Here is a 19134-nt window from a genome sequence, read left to right as displayed (position 1 = left end):
ATCATGGGTGCTATCCCTCTCGAGCATGGTCTGGCGGTCGCCGGCATCCTGTTCTGCTTAGGTCTGGTTGGCCTGATGGTCCGCCGCAACATCCTCTTCGTGCTCATGAGCCTGGAAGTCATGATGAACGCTGCTGCCCTGGCGTTCATCGTCGCCGGTGCCCGTTGGGTACAACCCGACGGCCAGGTGATGTTCATTCTGGTGATCAGCCTGGCAGCCGCCGAGGCCAGCATTGGCCTGGCGATCCTGCTGCAGCTGTATCGCCGCTTCCACACTCTCGACATCGATGCTGCCAGTGAGATGCGCGGATGAACCTACTCTTCCTGACTTTCGTCTTCCCCCTGATCGGCTTCCTGCTGCTGTCGTTCTCGCGCGGGCGCTTCTCGGAGAACCTGTCGGCGCTCATCGGCGTGGGTTCGGTAGGCCTTTCGGCCGCCACCTCCGCCTACGTGATCTGGCAGTTCAACGTGGCTCCACCTGAAGGCGGCGCCTACAGCCAACTGCTGTGGCAGTGGATGTCGGTTGACGGCTTTGCACCTAACTTCACCCTGTACCTGGATGGCCTGTCGGTCACCATGCTCGGTGTGGTGACCGGTGTCGGCTTCCTGATCCACCTGTTCGCGTCCTGGTACATGCGTGGCGAAGCCGGTTACTCGCGCTTCTTCTCGTACACCAACCTGTTCATCGCCAGCATGCTGTTCCTGATCCTGGGCGATAACCTGCTGTTCATCTACTTCGGCTGGGAAGGCGTGGGCCTGTGCTCGTACCTGTTGATCGGTTTCTACTACAGCAACCGCAACAACGGTAACGCAGCGCTCAAGGCGTTCATCGTCACCCGTATCGGCGACGTGTTCATGGCCATTGGCCTGTTCATTCTGTTCGCCCAGCTGGGTACGCTGAATGTGCAGGAACTGCTGGTGCTGGCACCGCAGAAGTTCAAGGCTGGTGACACCTGGATGGTGCTGGCGACCCTGATGCTGCTCGGTGGTGCGGTCGGTAAATCGGCGCAATTGCCGCTGCAGACCTGGCTGGCCGACGCGATGGCAGGCCCGACCCCGGTTTCGGCACTGATCCACGCCGCAACCATGGTCACCGCAGGTGTCTACCTGATCGCCCGTACCAACGGCCTGTTCCTGTTGGCACCGGACATCCTGCACCTTGTGGGTGTGGTGGGTGGCGTGACCCTGGTACTGGCCGGCTTCGCCGCGCTGGTGCAGACCGACATCAAGCGTATCCTCGCCTACTCGACCATGAGCCAGATCGGCTACATGTTCCTGGCCTTGGGCGTAGGTGCCTGGGACGCGGCAATCTTCCACCTGATGACCCACGCGTTCTTCAAGGCCCTGCTGTTCCTTGCCTCCGGTGCGGTGATCGTTGCCTGCCACCACGAGCAGAACATCTTCAAGATGGGCGGCCTGTGGAAGAAACTGCCGCTGGCCTACGCAAGCTTCGTGGTCGGTGGTGCTGCCTTGGCCGCCCTGCCGATCCTGACCGTGGGCTTCTATTCCAAGGATGAAATCCTCTGGGAAGCCTTCGCCAGCGGTAACAGCGGCCTGCTGTATGCCGGCCTGCTGGGCGCCTTCATGACCTCGCTGTACACCTTCCGCCTGATCTTCATCGCCTTCCACGGCGAAGCCAAGACCGAAGCCCATGCTGGCCACGGCATCAGCCACTGGCTGCCGCTGGGTGTGCTGATCGTGCTGTCGACCTTCATCGGTGCATGGATTCACCCGCCACTGGCAGGCGTACTGCCGCAGAGCGCAGGCCACGCCGGTGGCGAAGCCAAGCACTCGCTGGAGATCGCTTCGGGCGCTATCGCCATCGCCGGTATCCTGCTGTCGGCCATGCTGTTCCTGGGCAAGCGCCGCTTCGTCAGCAGCATCGCCAACAGCGGCATCGGCCGTGTGCTGTCGGCCTGGTGGTTCGCCGCCTGGGGCTTCGACTGGATCTACGACAAGCTGTTCGTCAAGCCTTACCTCTTGATCAGCCACCTTCTGCGCAAGGACCCGGTTGACCACGGTATCGGCCTGATCCCGCGCCTGGCGCGTGGCGGCCACGTCGCCATGAGCAAGACCGAGACCGGACAACTGCGCTGGTACACCGCGTCCATCGCCATCGGTGCCGTACTGGTACTTGGCGCTGTGGTAGTGGCGGCGGTATGACCATGAACGTTGCGAACCTTGCGACTCTGCAAAAGGAAACGAACCCGTCATGATTTTGCCTTGGCTGATCCTGATTCCTTTCATCGGCGGCTTCCTGTGCTGGCTGGGTGAGCGCTTCGGCTCTACCCTGCCGCGCTGGATCGCGCTGCTGACCATGTCCCTGCTGCTCGGCATCGGCCTGTGGCTGTGGGCGAACGGTGACTACACCCTGGCCCCGGCCCCTGGCGCAGAACCTGCCTGGGCGCTGGAATACAAAGTCGAGTGGATCAAGCGCTTCGGCATCAGCATCCACCTGGCGCTGGATGGCCTGTCGCTGCTGATGATCCTGCTGACCGGCCTGCTCGGCGTGCTGTCGGTGTTGTGCTCGTGGAAAGAGATCCAGCGCCACGTCGGCTTCTTCCACCTCAACCTGATGTGGATCCTGGGCGGTGTGGTCGGTGTGTTCCTGGCCCTGGACCTGTTCCTGTTCTTCTTCTTCTGGGAAATGATGCTGGTGCCGATGTATTTCCTCATCGCGCTCTGGGGCCATAGCTCGGCAGACGGCAAGAAGACCCGGATCTACGCTGCCACCAAGTTCTTCATCTTCACCCAGGCCAGCGGCCTGATCATGTTGGTGGCGATCCTTGGCCTGGTGCTGGTGAACTACAACACCACCGGCGTGCTGACCTTCAACTACAGCGACCTGCTCAAGGCCGAACTGCCGCCTGGCGTGGAATACGTGCTGATGCTGGGCTTCTTCATTGCTTTCGCGGTGAAGCTGCCAGTGGTACCGTTCCACTCCTGGCTGCCAGACGCCCATGCCCAGGCACCGACCGCAGGTTCCGTGGACCTGGCAGGTATCCTGCTGAAGACCGCCGCCTACGGCCTGCTGCGCTTTGCCCTGCCGCTGTTCCCGAACGCCTCGGCCGAGTTCGCGCCAATCGCCATGACCCTGGGTCTGATCGGCATCTTCTACGGCGCCTTCCTGGCCTTCGCTCAAAGCGACATCAAGCGCCTGATCGCGTTCTCCAGCGTCTCGCACATGGGCTTCGTGCTGATCGGTATCTACTCCGGCAGCCAGCAAGCCCTGCAAGGCGCCGTGATCCAGATGCTCGCCCACGGTGTATCGGCAGCAGCGCTGTTCATCCTCTCCGGCCAACTGTACGAGCGCCTGCACACCCGTGACATGCGCCAGATGGGCGGCCTGTGGCACCGCATCGCGTACCTGCCGGCCATCAGCCTGTTCTTCGCCGCGGCCTCGCTGGGCCTTCCGGGTACCGGCAACTTCGTCGGCGAGTTCCTGATCCTGATCGGCAGCTTCGCCCACGTGCCTTGGATCACCGTGATTGCCACCACTGGCCTGGTGTTCGGTTCGGTGTACTCGCTGATCATGATCCACCGCGCCTACTTCGGCCCGTCCAAGGCCGATACCGTGCTGGCCGGCATGGACGCGCGCGAGCTGATCATGGTGCTGGGCCTGGCCGTGCTGCTGATCGTGCTGGGCGTGTACCCGCAGCCGTTCCTCGACACCTCTGCCGCCACCATGAGTGGTGTGCAGCAGTGGCTCGGTTCCGCTTTCACTCAACTCGCTTCGGCCCGGTAAGAGCGCTATGGAATTCACCACTCAACACTTCATCGCATTGGCGCCGATGCTGATCACCACCATCACCACGGTGGTGGTGATGCTGGCGATCGCCTGGAAGCGCAACCACTCGCAGACCTTCCTGCTGTCCACCGTGGGGCTGAACCTGGCCCTGCTGTCGATCCTGCCGGCACTCAAGGTTGCACCGCTGGCGGTCACAACGCTTGTGACCATCGACAAGTTCGCCTGCCTGTACATGGCGGTCATCCTGATCGCCACGCTGGCCTGCGTAACCCTTGCTCATGCTTATCTGGGTGAAGGCTCCAAGGGCTTCCCGGGCAACCGTGAAGAGCTTTACCTGCTGCTGCTGATGTCGGCACTGGGCGGCCTGGTGCTGGTCAGCGCCAACCACCTGGCTGGCCTGTTCATCGGCCTGGAGCTGCTGTCGGTGCCGGTCTACGGGCTGGTGGCGTACGCGTTCTTCAACAAGCGCTCGCTCGAAGCTGGCATCAAGTACATGGTGCTGTCGGCAGCAGGTTCTGCGTTCCTGCTGTTCGGCATGGCGCTGCTGTACGCCGATGCCGGCAGCCTGACCTTCGACCAGCTGGGCAAGGCCCTGGCGACCACCAGCATGCCGAGCCTGCTGGCACAGCTGGGCCTGGGCATGATGCTGGTAGGTCTGGCCTTCAAACTGTCGCTGGTGCCATTCCACCTGTGGACGCCGGACGTGTATGAAGGTGCTCCGGCACCTGTCGCCGCGTTCCTGGCAACCGCCAGCAAGGTAGCGGTGTTCGCTGTGCTGGTGCGCCTGTACATGCTCTCCCCGGCTGCCAGCAGCGGTGTGCTGAGCACCGTACTGGCCGTCATCGCAGTGGCCTCGATCCTGGTCGGCAACCTGCTGGCGCTGACCCAGAGCAACCTCAAGCGTCTGCTCGGTTACTCCTCCATCGCCCACTTCGGCTACCTGGTCATCGCCCTGGTTGCCAGCAAGGGCATGGCCATGGAAGCAATGGGCGTGTACCTGGTCACCTACGTGATCACCAGCCTTGGCGCCTTCGGTGTGATCACGCTGATGTCCTCGCCATACGCGGGCCGTGACGCCGACGCGCTGTACGAGTACCGCGGCCTGTTCTGGCGCCGCCCGTACCTGACCGCCGTGCTGACCGTGATGATGCTGTCGCTGGCGGGCATCCCGCTCACTGCTGGCTTCATCGGCAAGTTCTACATCATCGCCACTGGCGTCGAGTCGCACCTGTGGTGGCTGGTCGGCGCCTTGGTGGTGGGTAGCGCCATCGGTGTCTACTACTACCTGCGCGTAATGGTCACGCTGTACCTGGTGGAGCCGAACCTGCGCCGCCACGATGCCCCGCTGAAGTGGGAACAGCGTACCGGTGGCGTCATGCTGCTGGCCGTCGCCATTCTTGCGTTCGTGCTGGGTGTGTACCCGCAACCCCTGCTGGAGCTGGTGCAGCAGGCTGGTTTGCACCTGGTCGGCTGATTGGCTGGCTGATGTAAAACAAACCCCGCCTCGGCGGGGTTTCTTTTTGCCCCGAAATACCGTTGAACACAGTCTGTGTAGGAGCGGCCTTGTGTCGCGAAAGGGGTGCGAAGCGCCCCCAGGATATTTGAATCAAGCTGATACGGCCGGGGCCGCGTTGCGACCCTTTCGCGACACAAGGCCGCTCCTACACAGACCATGTCCGGACGCGATAGTGATGTCATACGCGTCACTGTGCTTCATCTGCTCTTCGAAGCGTCAGACTCCCGCACTCGATCTGGAACCCGCCCCATGCGCCCCACCCTGCCCTATTCCTTGCTGGCCCTGTTGGTCGCTGGCACCACCCAGGCCGCTGGCCGCGTCGAACTCGACGAAGTCGTGATCCGCGACCAACCGCAGAGCGAACAGGAAGCTGCCGCCCAGCGCCTGCGCGAAATCCCCGGCGCCAGCAACCTGGTGGACATGAACGAGGTTGGCCAGGGCCGGGTGGCGAGCAATCAGGATGTCTTGGCCTATCAGCCGGGGGTGTTTGCCCAGTCGGCCGGCAACGATGGCATCAAGCTGTCGATCCGTGGCTCGGGCATCAACCGTGCCCCCGGCGCCCACGGCTCGGGGGTTTACACGATGTTCGACGGGCTGCCGTTGACCGGCCCCGGTGGCACCCCATACGAGCTGTTCGAGCCTCTGTGGCTGAGCCGCGCCGAGGTGCTGCGCGGTGCCAACGGCTTCGAGCAGGGCTCGCTGGCGCTGGGTGGGGCGATTAATTACGTCACGCACACCGGCTACGACGCCGCGCCCCTGCAGGTGCGCTACGAGGTCGGCAGCCGTGGCTATCAGCACCGGCATGTGAGCTCCGGTCAGGTGCTGGGCAACCTCGATTACTACGTTGCCCTCACCGACTCCGAATACGACGGTTACCAGAAACACAGCAGCGGCAGCGCCAAAGGTATTGCTGCCAACGTTGGCTATCGCTTCAACCCGAACCTGGAAACACGCTTCTATCTGCGCTACCGCGAAACCGAGAACGAGCTGGCCGGGCGCTTGACCAAGGCGCAGATCAAACACGATCCGCGCGCGGCGAACTCTGCCTACCTGGCCCGCAACGACAGCCGCCCACAACCAGGCAGCACATGGGTGGGCAACAAGACCACATTCTTCCTGGACGACGATTCACGCCTGGAAGCGGGCCTTGTGTATCACGACTTCCCCATGGACTTGCGTGAAGGTGCAATGCGACTGAAGGTTGCATACACCGATATCAGCGGCACGCTGAACTACATCCGGCGCGACACGCTGTTTGGTCACGAGAGCAAAACCACCGTCGGCTGGCGCACCACCAAGCATCTGCCCAACAGTGGCGCGTCGCAGTTTTCGCGGGTTGACGATATTGTCGGCGCGCGCACTCGCGACTTCAGTTATCAGGGCTCGGACACCGTACTGCACGCCAGCAACGACCTTGAGTTGGTCCCTGACCTGTGGCTCACCACCGGCATGGCGATGATCTACACCCGGCGTGAGAGCGCTGTGACTTATCCGGCTAGTGGCGGCAAAGTCAGCCAGCACGACTGGGACTATGCCCCGCGGGTGGGCCTGCGTTACGACATCAACCCACAGTTGCAGGTGTACGGGAACCTCAGCCGCTCGGTGGAACCGCCGCATCCATGGTCGCTGATCTGGGGGTCTACGGTCGCTACCCAGCCCATCGAGCTGCAGAACCAGACAGCAACTACCCTGGAACTCGGCGCCCGCGGCGATTCGGCTATCGGCCGTTGGGACCTCACCTGGTACTACTCGCAGGTACGCCATGAGCTGCTCGCAGTCGAGATCGTCGCCGGCCTGCCTGCCAAGGAATCCAACGCCAGCCCCACCGTGCACCAGGGCGTCGAAGCAGGCTTGGACAGCACCCTCTGGGAGCAAGCGGGCACCGGCAAGTTGAGCCTGCGTCAGGCCTACACCTTCAGCGACTTCCACTACCGCGACGACGACGAGTTCGGCGGCAACCGCCTGCCCGGCATCCCGATGCACTACTACCAGGCCGAACTGCGCTACGGCTGGCCGAGCGGGCTGTATGCCGGGGTCAACACGCAACTGGCTTCCAAGGTGCAGACCGACTACGCCAACAGCTATCACGCCGATGCCTATGCCCTGCTTGGCGCGCGCCTTGGCTGGGACTCGCCGAAGCAGGACTGGCAAACCTGGCTGGACCTGCGCAACCTGACCAACAAACGCTACGCAGCGACAGTTACGCCAGGCTACAACGATGCAGGGCTGGACGTGGCCCGCTCGACACCGGGCGAAGGGTTTGGCGTATACGCCGGGGTGTCCTACAGCTTCCGTTGAGGGACGGGCCGCGGGGCAACCTCGCGGCCCTGTTCACGACGGCAACTGCACCTGTTGCTTGTTCGAGGCAAGGATTGCCCAGCTGGAAATGAACAGCGCGGCGATAAGCGGCCCGATCACAAAGCCATTGAGGCCGAATACCGAAAGCCCGCCGAGGGTGGACACCAGAATCAGGTAGTCGGGCATGCGCGTGTCCTTGCCGACCAGGATCGGGCGCAGCACGTTGTCGACCATGCCGATTACCAGCACCCCGAACGCAGTCAGCACGATGCCTTGCCAGGTCGAACCGGTCAGCAGGAAGTACGCCGCCACAGGCGCCCAGACGATCCCCGCGCCCACAGCCGGCAACAGCGACAGAAACGCCATCAACACCGCCCATACCAGCGCACTGGGAATACCCAGCACCCAGAAGATCAAGCCACCCAGCGCCCCTTGGGTGATCGCCACCAGCAGGTTGCCCTTGACCGTCGCACGCACCACACGCTTGAACTTCAATTGCAGGCGGCGCTTCTGGTGCTCGGGCAGCGGTACTGCCTGGCGCACTTTGCGCGCAACTTCTGCGCCTTCGCGCAGGAAGAAGAACAACACGTACAACATGATGCCGAAGCTCACCAGAAAATCGAACGTGCCCTGGCCGAAGCTGAAGGCTTGGCTGGCGAGAAACTGGCTACCCTGGGTCGCCCACTTGGTGATCTTGTCGCGCAGCCCGTCGAGGTTGCCCATGCCAACCCGGTCCAGTGCATGCTGGGCGTAGCCGGGCAACATGTCCTTGCCGCGCTCGATATAGCCGGCAATGTCCAACTGGCCACTTTCGATGCGCTGGTAGAGCGAGGCGCCCTCCTGCACCAGCAAGGCACTGATGACGATGACCGGCAGGATCGCGATCAGCAGGCAGATAGCCAGCGTGGTGGCGGTTGCCAGGTTGCGTCTACGCTCGAAGCGCATCACTAAACGGCGCTGCAATGGCGCGAAGAGGATGGCCAGAATGACTGCCCAGAAAATCGCCCCGAAGTACGGCAGCAGGATCCAGATGAACGCGATGGTGACCACTGCAAGCAGCACAGTCAGGGCTTTGTTCTGTAATACGGTTTGGTTCATGGGCAATCCTCAGGGGTTCAAAAGCTTAGTGCTCCAGGCAGTGGCAAAAGTGCCGTTGATTCAGGTCAATACTGGTATTGCCGCGCCGTTCTAGCATCCGCGCCTTTTGCCCACGGTGCGCCCCATGACCTCCCCCACCCCACCCGAACTGCTGGCCCCTGCCGGCACCCTCAAAAGCATGCGCTACGCCTTCGCCTATGGCGCCGATGCGGTATACGCCGGCCAGCCGCGCTACAGCCTGCGGGTGCGCAACAATGAATTCGACCACGCAACCCTGGCCCAAGGCATCGACGAGGCCCATGCCTTGGGCAAGCGCTTTTATGTGGTGGTCAACATTGCCCCGCACAACGCCAAGCTCAAGACCTTTCTCAAGGACATCGCGCCGGTGATCGCCATGGGCCCGGACGCGCTGATCATGTCCGACCCCGGGCTGATCATGCTGGTGCGCGAACATTTCCCGCAGATGCCGGTGCACTTGTCTGTGCAGGCCAATACGGTCAACTGGGCCAGCGTGCAGTTCTGGCAGCGCATGGGCCTGACCCGGGTGATCCTGTCGCGTGAACTGTCCCTCGAAGAGATCGAGCAGATCCGCGAACAGGTGCCAGACATGCAACTGGAGGTATTCGTGCACGGCGCCTTGTGCATGGCCTATTCAGGCCGCTGCTTGCTGTCGGGCTACCTGAACAAGCGCGATGCCAACCAAGGCAGTTGCACCAACGCCTGCCGCTGGAAGTACCAGGCCAACCCCGCCAACGAAAATGCCACCGGCGATATCGTGCGCGAGTACGAGCCAACGCTTGGGCTCGGCAGCCCCACCAGCCAAGTGTTCCTGCTCCAGGAAAGCAACCGCCCTGGCGAGGAAATGCCGGCGTTCGAAGATGAGCACGGCACCTACATCATGAATGCCAAGGACCTGCGCGCCATCCAGCACGTCGAGCGCCTGAGCCGCATGGGTGTGCACTCGCTGAAGATCGAAGGCCGTACCAAATCGCACTTCTACTGCGCGCGCGCCGTGCAGTCCTATCGTAAGGCGATCGACGATGCCCAGGCTGGCCGGCCGTTCGACCGCGGCCTGATGGACAACCTGGAATCCCTCGCCCAGCGCGGCTACACCGAAGGCTTCCTGCGTCGCCACGTGCATGACGAATACCAGAACTACCAGCGTGGTAATTCGGTATCCGAGCGCCAGCAGTTCGTTGGCGAACTGACCGGGGTACGTGCAGATGGCCTGGCGGAGGTCAAGGTGAAGAACCGCTTCGCCATCGGCGACCATCTGGAGCTGATGACGCCACAGGGCAACTATCACTTCGACCTGCAGCGCTTGCATAACCGCCAGCAGCAGGCTATCGAGGTGGCACCCGGCGATGGCCACGTGGTGTACCTGCCCATCCCTGAGCAGGTGGTGCTGGAATACGGCCTGTTGATGCGCGACCTCGGCAACGACGAGACGCCTGCCTGACAGACCTGTAATCTGTGCGTCAGGCCCCTGACAGCTGCGCCAGATAAAGTGACTACGGGGCAACCCGCGTTCCCCAGCCCAACTCAATAGTGTGCAGTTTCACAGGAGCCTCACCATGCCGCGCAAACATCTGCTGACCTTCGCCCTGCTGGCCATTAGCGGGTTGGCGCAGGCCGCCGAAACCATCGATGTGTATCGCGACCCTAGCTGCGGTTGCTGCAAGGCCTGGATCAAGCACTTGAGCGACAACGGCTTCACCGTCAATGACCATGTCGAGCCGAACATGAGCGCGGTCAAGCAACGCCTCGGCGTGGCTCCGCGCCTGGCTTCATGCCACACCGGCGTGATCAACGGCAAGTTCGTCGAAGGCCATGTGCCGGCTGAGCAGGTACGGCTGCTGGCCGAGCGCGACGACCTCAAGGGCATGGCAGTGCCGGGTATGCCCATGGGCTCGCCGGGCATGGAAATGGGTGATCGCAAGGATGCCTACCAGGTGATCGGGGTGACTAACGCAGGCCAGGACACTGTAGTCGCCCAATACTGATGCTCAGCCTCTGGGCGTTGTTCCTCAGCGCCTTCGGCGCAGCCACCTTGTTGCCGTTGCAGTCCGAAGCGGTACTGGTCGGCCTGCTGCTGCGCGAGCCGCACGCCTGGGCGATATTGCTGTTGGTCGCCACCGTCGGCAATGTGCTCGGCTCGGTGGTCAACTGGTTGCTGGGGCGGGGTATCGAACGGCTGCGTGACCGCCGCTGGTTCCCTTTCAGCCCCAGGCAACTGGTGCGTGCCCAGCAGCGCTACCAGCGCTGGGGCAAATGGTCGTTGCTGCTAAGCTGGATGCCGGTGATCGGCGACCCGCTTACGCTGATTGCCGGTATCATGCGCGAACCCTTCTGGCGCTTCCTGCTGCTGGTCAGCATGGCCAAGGCCGGGCGCTACCTGGTGGTGGCCATATTGACCTTGGGCTGGGTTCACAGCGGGTAACGTCTAGAATGCCGACGCTTCAACCCGGTCTCGCGTATTCAGGCAAAGCGCTGCAATTGCATCTCCCGCAGCCGGCTGAGGGTGCGCTGGTAAGGGAACGCCAGATAGCCTTTGGTGTACAGCGCTTCCAGCGGCACTTCGGCCTCCAGGTACAACGGCACCCGCCGGTCGTAGCATTCGTCTACCAAGGCGATGAAGCGGCGTACGCTGTCATCCTTCGGCGCCAACGTCGGCAGTTCGCGGTCGCCGGCCAGCACACGCGCTGCGCCGTCCTCAGTACCACGGGCAATACGCCCCGCGGCTTGCTCGCCGCTCAGCGCCGGAATACCGCCCAGCAAGATGGCCGGGAAGCGGTCGCACAGCCCCATGAAGTCGATAGCGGCCAATGGTTGCTCGCACAGGTCGGCAAAGCGGCACCAAAGGGCCTGCGGGCTGTGGCGCAGCACAGGGATCAGGCGCGAACCCAATTGCACCGGTTGCGTGCTGCCAGCATCGCTCGGGCTCAATTGTTTGAACACACGCTGTAGCGCATCGGGCTGTGCCACCCAGTAACGCTGCTGCTGAGCGCCGGGGTGCAAGCGATGGTCCTGCCCGCCAGCCACTGGTATCACCTGCATATGCTGTTGGATGGCGGCGATAGCTGGGAGGAAGCGTTCGCGGTTGAAGCCATCGCGGTACAGTTGGTCGGGCGGCTGGTTGGAGGTGGCGACAATCACCACGCCTTCCTCGAACAGCACCTGAAACAGCCGACCAAGAATGATCGCATCGCCTATGTCGCTGACGAACAGCTCGTCGAAGCACAACACACGGATTTGCCTGGCAAGTTCACGAGCCAGGGCCTTGAGCGGGTCTGCGGTGCCATTGAGCTGAAACAGCCGCTGGTGCACCCAGGCCATGAAGTGGTGAAAGTGCTGGCGGCGGGCAGCGGTGGGCAGGCAGCGGTGGAACAGGTCCATCAGCCAGGTCTTGCCACGGCCAACCGGCCCCCAGAGGTACAGCCCCTGGGGGCGGCCACCGCACTGCAACGCCTCGAAGCAAGCCTGCAAGGCGGCGACAGCGGCGGCCTGGGCCGGGTCCAGAGCAAACCCGCGCTCGCTGAGCGCCTGGTGGTAGAGCGATTGGGGATTCATGGCCGGCATGGTACGCCAGTTGGCAGCTGCTGCGCAGGATGGGCTATGAGTCCTTGCGCAGGCCAACCTTGAGCAGCGCGCCGTCCTTGTCGTCCGTCAATACATACAGGTAGCCGTCCGGGCCGACCCGCACGTCACGGATACGCGCTTTCAGGTCGCCGAGCAGGCGCTCCTCATGCACCACCTTGTCGCCGTCGAGTTGCAGCCGGATCAGTTCCTGGGTCGCCAATGCGCCAATGAACAGGTTGTGGTCCCACTCGGTGAAAGTGGGGTTGTCATAGAAGGCCATGCCGCTGACGCCGGGCGATTTTTCCCAGACGTGATGCGGGTCGACCATGCCATCGACGTGTTTACCCTTCGCTTCCGGGATTGGCAGCATCGAATAGTTGATGCCGTGGGTCGCAACCGGCCAGCCGTAGTTCTTGCCGGGCTTGGGAATGTTGATCTCGTCGCCGCCACGCGGGCCGTGCTCGTTAGTCCATAGTTCACCTGTCCACGGGTTCAGCGCAGCGCCCTGCTGGTTGCGGTGGCCGAACGACCAGATCTGCGGCTGCACATTGTCGCGACCAACAAAAGGGTTGTCCTTGGGAACTTCGCCGTCCGGGAGAATGCGCACCACCTTACCCTGAAGCTTGTCCAGGTCTTGGGCGGTGGCGCGCTGGTTGTTCTCACCCAAGGCGATAAACAGGTAGCCATCACGGTCGAAGACCAACCGCGAGCCAAAGTGATTACCGACCGACAGCTTCGGTTGCTGGCGGAAAATCACCGTGAAGTTTTCCAGACGGGTTTTGTCCTCGGACAATTGGCCACGGCCGACCGCAGTACCGGCTTTGCCGTCGCTGCCCTCCTCAGCAAACGACAGGTACACCGTGCGGTCCTTGTCGAACTGCGGCGACAGCGCAACATCCAGCAGCCCGCCCTGCCCTTCGGCCCAAACCTTGGGCACACCGTTCAAGGGCGGCCCGACCTTGCCGTCGGTGTTGACGATGCGCAGGTTGCCGGAGCGCTCGGTGACCAGCATGTCTTGGCCACCCGGCAGAAAGGCCAGCGCCCACGGGTTGCGCAAGCCATTAGCGACGGTTTTGACCGTCAGCATGCCTTCTTCACTGGGGAACTGCTGTTCGACTGCGGCCGTGGCCAGCAACGGGAAAAGGCTGGCCGCAGCCAGGGTGGACAGCCAGGTACGTAACGTCATGCTCGGTTCCTTCGAAAGGGCTCAGGGCGCACGCTGCGAATCGCGTGGTGGGCGGGTAGGTTCGAGGTTGGGGGCCTGTGGTTGGCGGCGCAGGTTATCACCGTTGCCAATGCCGCGATTTTCAAGCGTCGGCGGCCGTGGATTGGGCTGGGTGCCGGGGCCGCGTACCGCTGGGGTGGCCGGGACGCTGCCCTGACGACTGTTGGGGTTGGCGCGTTGAATCGGGCTGTTGTAGGGGTTGTTGCTGTCGCTGGCGGCAAGCAGCAGCGGTGGCGCCACAGGCGCGGCGTGCAGGGGCAGGCTCAGCAGCAAGCCAAGGGCCAGTGTTGGCAACAGGTTCATGCTTCACCTCCTCCACGAAAAAGCGCGCCTGGGCGTTGGATAGCCTAAGGCGCGCTGGGTTCGATGCGAATGAGGGAATGCTTTCGTGATGTTTCAACGCACAGCCGGCAACGGCTTTGGACAGTGATTAGCGGCCTGAGTTGGCGGCGGCCATCATCTTGTTCACTTCGCTGCGCACCAGGCTCGTGAATTCAGGTGGCGACATGCTTTCGAACTCGCCCCGCACCCATTCCGCCCATTTGCCCTTGCGCCGCGGCTTCTCGGCAATCAAGCGGCCGGCTTCGGCTTTGGCCTTGCCGAGGTTGGCTTGCCAATAGGCGAATAAACGCGCCTTTTCTGCCTCGATCTGCGCCCTTTCCTGGTAGCTCATGTTGGCCAGATTGAAACTCATGGGGAAATACCTGCCACTGAAAAATGGGCGCTATCTTACACCGTGCCGCGAAGCCATCGGCAGTCTGCTGCAACTTTCCAGACGCAACGGCATCAACTGTTGACCCAAACCTTTCATGAGGATGTTCACATGGCCAGGAAAAACGGCGCGCAATCGAACAGCGACCAGATCAAGGATCAGGTATTCAGCGAGCTGCAGGCATTGATCGAAGAGTCGGAAAAACTGCTCAGCGACAGTGCTGCGCTGGTGGGCGAAGAGGCCGAAACCCTGCGCGCGCAAATTGGCCAGAAACTGAGCCAGGCCCGTCAGGCTACCACCCGCCTTGGCCAACGTGCGCAGCCGGTGGTCGATGCCACCCAGGAATACATTGGCGGCCATCCGTGGCAGACGGTGGCCATTTCTGCAGGTTTTGGCCTGGTAGTAGGCTTGCTGCTGGGGCGCCGCCAGTAACGGCAGCGACGCTCAGGCAGCCAATGCCAAGGGGATGCCGCTGTGAAAGCGCATCTCTTGGTCGGGCGAGGTAATCAGCTCCACCTCAGCCTGACGCACCCTCTCCACCACCAAGGCGATGTCCTGTGCATCGCCATATTGGTGGGCAAGCTTAAGATACCCCTGATAATGCCGCGCTTCGCTCTTGAGCAAACCGTTGTAGAACTTGCCTAGCTCCTCGTCCAGATGCGGCGCAATCGCCGCAAAACGCTCGCAACTGCGCGCTTCAATAAATGCCCCCACCACCAGCGTGTCTACCAACTTCACCGGCTCGTGAGCACGCACAAGGCGGCGCAGGCCCGATGCATAGCGCCCGGCTGAAACAGGGCGTAGCGGCACACCACGGCGCTTCATGATGCGCAATACCTGCTCGTGGTGGACCAGCTCTTCACGGGCCAGGCGCGACATCATATTGATCAGCTCTGGATGCGCGTTGTATTTGGCGATCAAGCTGAGCGCGGTACTGGCCGCCTTGAACTCGCAATTCTTGTGGTCGATCAACAGCGTTTGCTGATCGGCGAGCGCCGCTTCGATCCAGGCATCGGGGGTGCGGCAACCGAGAAAGGCTTCGATTTCAGGAATCAGGGACATGGCACTCACAATCAGACAGGCATCCTCAGGGGCCGTGGATTATACCGGCGGCAGCGGCAGGTGCCAGTGTCTATGCTTGATTCACGTCAAGCGGCGTCACGAGCAGCGCTGGCTATAGTCAGCCATCGGTCGTCATTCACAACGGAGTTTCAGCCATGCAAGCCGTTCGCAGCATTCTGGTCGTTCTCGACCCGCACCACGCCCACAGCCGTGCCCTGACCCGCGCCAAGCTTATCGCCGGGGTGACCGGCGCACGCCTGCACTTGCTGATGTGTGACAAGAAGCAGGAACACAGTGCATTGCTGAGCTTGCTTAGCAGCCAGTTGCACGACGACGGGTACGACAACGTCAGCCATGAACAAATCTGGAAAGACAGCCTGCATGAGTCGATCATCGCCGTGCAGCAGGCCGAAGGATGCGAGCTGGTAATCAAGGAGCATTCCCCTGATAACCCTCTGCGCAAGGCATTGCTCACCCCCAGTGACTGGAAACTGCTGCGTCTATGCCCAAGCGCCGTGCTGATGGTCAAGAGCGAACGCCCCTGGACGGGCGGCGTTGTCCTGGCGGCCGTGGATGTGGGTAACCAGGATGAGGATCATCTTCACCTGCACGCCAGCATCATCGACCACGGCTTCGCCATTGCCGGTCTGACCAAGGGTGAATTGCATGTGATCAGTGCGCACCCCTCCCCCATGCTCTCGGCATCAGACCCTGTTCTGCAACTGAGCGAATCGATCGAACGACGCTACCGAGAAGCCTGCAAGGCCTTCCAAGCCGAGTTCGATATCAGTGACGACAGGCTGCACGTCGCAGAAGGGCCAGCAGATGTGCTGATTCCCTATACCGAACAGAAGTACGACGCAGTGGTCACCATTATCGGCACCGTTAGCCGCACCGGTATCTCCGGAGCATTGATCGGTAATACGGCGGAGGTGGTGCTCGATGCCCTGGAGGGCGACGTGCTGGTGCTCAAAAGCGAAAAGGCGGTAAAGCACCTGGCCGAGCTGGCACAAGCCTAGATGTTCTTGCGCCACAAAGACAAAACCCCTACCTGCATGCGCAGATAGGGGTTTTGCGAAATGAATCTTGACGATGACCTACTCTCACATGGGGAAACCCCACACTACCATCGGCGATGCATCGTTTCACTACTGAGTTCGGGATGGGATCAGGTGGTTCCAATGCTCTATGGTCGTCAAGAAATTCGGTAGCCAGTCCGTTCAGATGAACAGCCCAGCGAATTCGGATATGTGATTTGTGTGTGCCGCGAACTTTCGGTTCATGCGTCTTCACCACCACAATTCGGCTTACGCGCAAATTGCTTGGGTGTTATATGGTCAAGCCTCACGGGCAATTAGTATTGGTTAGCTCAACGCCTCACAGCGCTTACACACCCAACCTATCAACGTCGTAGTCTTCGACGGCCCTTTAGGGGATTCAAGATCCCAGTGAGATCTCATCTTGAGGCAAGTTTCCCGCTTAGATGCTTTCAGCGGTTATCTCTTCCGAACATAGCTACCCGGCAATGCCACTGGCGTGACAACCGGAACACCAGAGGTTCGTCCACTCCGGTCCTCTCGTACTAGGAGCAGCCCCTCTCAAATCTCAAACGTCCACGGCAGATAGGGACCGAACTGTCTCACGACGTTCTAAACCCAGCTCGCGTACCACTTTAAATGGCGAACAGCCATACCCTTGGGACCGGCTTCAGCCCCAGGATGTGATGAGCCGACATCGAGGTGCCAAACACCGCCGTCGATATGAACTCTTGGGCGGTATCAGCCTGTTATCCCCGGAGTACCTTTTATCCGTTGAGCGATGGCCCTTCCATACAGAACCACCGGATCACTAAGACCTACTTTCGTACCTGCTCGACGTGTTTGTCTCGCAGTCAAGCGCGCTTTTGCCTTTATACTCTACGACCGATTTCCGACCGGTCTGAGCGCACCTTCGTACTCCTCCGTTACTCTTTGGGAGGAGACCGCCCCAGTCAAACTACCCACCATACACTGTCCTCGATCCGGATAACGGACCTGAGTTAGAACCTCAAGGTTGCCAGGGTGGTATTTCAAGGATGGCTCCATGAGAACTGGCGTCCCCACTTCAAAGCCTCCCACCTATCCTACACAAGCAAGCTCAAAGTCCAGTGCAAAGCTATAGTAAAGGTTCACGGGGTCTTTCCGTCTAGCCGCGGATACACTGCATCTTCACAGCGATTTCAATTTCACTGAGTCTCGGGTGGAGACAGCGCCGCCATCGTTACGCCATTCGTGCAGGTCGGAACTTACCCGACAAGGAATTTCGCTACCTTAGGACCGTTATAGTTACGGCCGCCGTTTACCGGGGCTTCGATCAAGAGCTTCGCTTGCGCTAACCCCATCAATTAACCTTCCGGCACCGGGCAGGCGTCACACCCTATACGTCCACTTTCGTGTTTGCAGAGTGCTGTGTTTTTAATAAACAGTCGCAGCGGCCTGGTATCTTCGACCGGCATGGGCTTACGGAGCAAGTCCTTGACCCTCGCCGGCGCACCTTCTCCCGAAGTTACGGTGCCATTTTGCCTAGTTCCTTCACCCGAGTTCTCTCAAGCGCCTTGGTATTCTCTACCTAACCACCTGTGTCGGTTTGGGGTACGGTTCCTAGTTATCTGAAGCTTAGGAGCTTTTCTTGGAAGCATGGCATCAACCACTTCGCGCTCTAATGAGCACTCGTCATCAGCTCTCGGCCTTGAGATCCCGGATTTGCCTAAGATCTCAGCCTACCACCTTAAACTTGGACAACCAACGCCAAGCTGGCCTAGCCTTCTCCGTCCCTCCATCGCAATAACTAGAAGTACAGGAATATTAACCTGTTTTCCATCGACTACGCTTTTCAGCCTCGCCTTAGGGACCGACTAACCCTGCGTCGATTAACGTTGCGCAGGAAACCTTGGTCTTTCGGCGTGGGAGTTTTTCACTCCCATTGTCGTTACTCATGTCAGCATTCGCACTTCTGATACCTCCAGCAAGCTTCTCAACTCACCTTCACAGGCTTACAGAACGCTCCTCTACCGCATCATCATAAGATGATACCCGTAGCTTCGGTGCATGGTTTGAGCCCCGTTACATCTTCCGCGCAGGCCGACTCGACTAGTGAGCTATTACGCTTTCTTTAAAGGGTGGCTGCTTCTAAGCCAACCTCCTAGCTGTCTAAGCCTTCCCACATCGTTTCCCACTTAACCATGACTTTGGGACCTTAGCTGACGGTCTGGGTTGTTTCCCTTTTCACGACGGACGTTAGCACCCGCCGTGTGTCTCCCATGCTCGGCACTTGTAGGTATTCGGAGTTTGCATCGGTTTGGTAAGTCGGGATGACCCCCTAGCCGAAACAGTGCTCTACCCCCTACAGTGATACATGAGGCGCTACCTAAATAGCTTTCGAGGAGAACCAGCTATCTCCGAGCTTGATTAGCCTTTCACTCCGATCCACAGGTCATCCGCTAACTTTTCAACGGTAGTCGGTTCGGTCCTCCAGTCAGTGTTACCTAACCTTCAACCTGCCCATGGATAGATCGCCCGGTTTCGGGTCTATACCCAGCGACTAAAGCGCCCTATTAAGACTCGCTTTCGCTACGCCTCCCCTATTCGGTTAAGCTCGCCACTGAATATAAGTCGCTGACCCATTATACAAAAGGTACGCAGTCACCTAACAAAGTAGGCTCCCACTGCTTGTACGCATACGGTTTCAGGATCTATTTCACTCCCCTCTCCGGGGTTCTTTTCGCCTTTCCCTCACGGTACTAGTTCACTATCGGTCAGTCAGTAGTATTTAGCCTTGGAGGATGGTCCCCCCATGTTCAGACAAAGTTTCTCGTGCTCCGTCCTACTCGATTTCACTGGCAAGAGATTTTCGTGTACG

At 60.7% G+C, this 19134-nt stretch carries 16 protein-coding genes and 2 rRNA genes (1 of these 18 cut by a window edge); 10 read left to right on the top strand and 8 right to left on the bottom strand.

The window, feature by feature from the left end:
• Positions 1-3 precede the first annotated feature (3 nt).
• The 5 genes from nuoK to HU719_RS05560 all read left to right on the top strand — a co-directional run bounded on the left by nuoK (position 4) and on the right by HU719_RS05560 (position 7561).
• Entirely contained in the window at positions 4-312 is a 309-nt protein-coding gene (nuoK, locus tag HU719_RS05580; protein ID WP_023631349.1) for an NADH-quinone oxidoreductase subunit NuoK, read from the top strand.
• Complete coding sequence (gene nuoL / locus HU719_RS05575; protein WP_186519917.1) at positions 309-2162, top strand: NADH-quinone oxidoreductase subunit L; 1854 nt, start codon at positions 309-311, stop codon at positions 2160-2162. Before nuoK ends, nuoL begins: the two co-directional genes overlap by 4 nt.
• 49 nt (positions 2163-2211) lie before the next feature.
• Positions 2212-3744 (top strand): NADH-quinone oxidoreductase subunit M, encoded by a 1533-nt coding sequence (gene nuoM, locus HU719_RS05570; RefSeq protein ID WP_186519916.1) that lies wholly within the window; start codon positions 2212-2214, stop codon positions 3742-3744.
• Positions 3745-3751: 7 nt separating this feature from the next.
• Entirely contained in the window at positions 3752-5221 is a 1470-nt protein-coding gene (gene nuoN / locus HU719_RS05565) for an NADH-quinone oxidoreductase subunit NuoN (protein WP_186519915.1), read from the top strand.
• A gap of 291 nt (positions 5222-5512) precedes the next feature.
• Complete coding sequence (locus HU719_RS05560) at positions 5513-7561, top strand: TonB-dependent receptor family protein (RefSeq protein ID WP_186536057.1); 2049 nt, start codon at positions 5513-5515, stop codon at positions 7559-7561.
• A gap of 33 nt (positions 7562-7594) precedes the next feature.
• Here HU719_RS05560 and HU719_RS05555 read toward each other — a convergent pair whose 3' ends face one another.
• Positions 7595-8659 (bottom strand): AI-2E family transporter, encoded by a 1065-nt coding sequence (locus HU719_RS05555; protein WP_186519913.1) that lies wholly within the window; start codon positions 8657-8659, stop codon positions 7595-7597.
• 124 nt (positions 8660-8783) lie between these two features.
• Between HU719_RS05555 and trhP the strand changes: the two genes are divergently transcribed.
• The 3 genes from trhP to HU719_RS05540 all read left to right on the top strand — a co-directional run bounded on the left by trhP (position 8784) and on the right by HU719_RS05540 (position 11099).
• On the top strand, positions 8784-10118 hold the full coding sequence (trhP, locus tag HU719_RS05550) for a prephenate-dependent tRNA uridine(34) hydroxylase TrhP (protein ID WP_186536059.1): 1335 nt from the start codon (positions 8784-8786) through the stop codon (positions 10116-10118).
• Positions 10119-10233: 115 nt separating this feature from the next.
• The gene (locus HU719_RS05545) at positions 10234-10662 is read left to right on the top strand and encodes a DUF411 domain-containing protein (protein WP_186536061.1); all 429 of its coding nucleotides are present in this window, start codon (positions 10234-10236) and stop codon (positions 10660-10662) included.
• The gene (locus tag HU719_RS05540) at positions 10662-11099 is read left to right on the top strand and encodes a YqaA family protein (RefSeq protein ID WP_186536062.1); all 438 of its coding nucleotides are present in this window, start codon (positions 10662-10664) and stop codon (positions 11097-11099) included. The genes HU719_RS05545 and HU719_RS05540 overlap by 1 nt, the downstream gene beginning before the upstream one ends.
• A 38-nt stretch (positions 11100-11137) precedes the next feature.
• On the opposite strand, the gene zapE is transcribed toward HU719_RS05540, so the two are convergent.
• From zapE to HU719_RS05520, 4 genes are all read right to left on the bottom strand, one after another.
• Positions 11138-12238: a cell division protein ZapE gene (gene zapE / locus HU719_RS05535; protein ID WP_225917109.1), complete on the bottom strand. Its 1101-nt coding sequence runs from the start codon at positions 12236-12238 to the stop codon at positions 11138-11140.
• Between the two features lie 34 nt (positions 12239-12272).
• Positions 12273-13424, bottom strand: a complete 1152-nt coding sequence (locus HU719_RS05530; RefSeq protein WP_186536064.1) for a PQQ-dependent sugar dehydrogenase — start codon at positions 13422-13424, stop codon at positions 12273-12275.
• A 21-nt stretch (positions 13425-13445) separates the two neighbouring features.
• Complete coding sequence (locus HU719_RS05525; RefSeq protein WP_186536065.1) at positions 13446-13766, bottom strand: hypothetical protein; 321 nt, start codon at positions 13764-13766, stop codon at positions 13446-13448.
• Between the two features lie 127 nt (positions 13767-13893).
• The gene (locus HU719_RS05520; protein WP_186519906.1) at positions 13894-14157 is read right to left on the bottom strand and encodes a hypothetical protein; all 264 of its coding nucleotides are present in this window, start codon (positions 14155-14157) and stop codon (positions 13894-13896) included.
• 129 nt (positions 14158-14286) lie between these two features.
• Here HU719_RS05520 and HU719_RS05515 point away from each other — a divergent pair, with 129 nt between their 5' ends.
• The gene (locus tag HU719_RS05515) at positions 14287-14607 is read left to right on the top strand and encodes an ElaB/YgaM/YqjD family protein (RefSeq protein WP_186519905.1); all 321 of its coding nucleotides are present in this window, start codon (positions 14287-14289) and stop codon (positions 14605-14607) included.
• A 12-nt stretch (positions 14608-14619) separates the two neighbouring features.
• Here the strand turns inward: HU719_RS05515 and HU719_RS05510 are convergent, their stop codons facing one another.
• Positions 14620-15237, bottom strand: coding sequence for a MiaE family protein (locus HU719_RS05510; protein WP_186536066.1), 618 nt, complete (start codon positions 15235-15237; stop codon positions 14620-14622).
• 155 nt (positions 15238-15392) lie between these two features.
• On the opposite strand from HU719_RS05510, the gene HU719_RS05505 reads away from it, so the two are divergent.
• Positions 15393-16256, top strand: coding sequence for a universal stress protein (locus HU719_RS05505; protein ID WP_186536067.1), 864 nt, complete (start codon positions 15393-15395; stop codon positions 16254-16256).
• A 65-nt stretch (positions 16257-16321) separates the two neighbouring features.
• On the opposite strand, the gene rrf is transcribed toward HU719_RS05505, so the two are convergent.
• Positions 16322-16437, bottom strand: a 5S ribosomal RNA gene (gene rrf, locus HU719_RS05500).
• 133 nt (positions 16438-16570) lie between these two features.
• Positions 16571-19134, bottom strand: a 23S ribosomal RNA gene (locus HU719_RS05495); it runs 330 nt beyond the window's last position.

Source organism: Pseudomonas farsensis (assembly GCF_014268805.2).
Lineage (GTDB): Bacteria > Pseudomonadota > Gammaproteobacteria > Pseudomonadales > Pseudomonadaceae > Aquipseudomonas > Aquipseudomonas farsensis.
The sequence above is the reverse complement of the archived record's forward strand: the minus strand, read 5'-3'. Positions and strand labels throughout refer to the sequence as shown.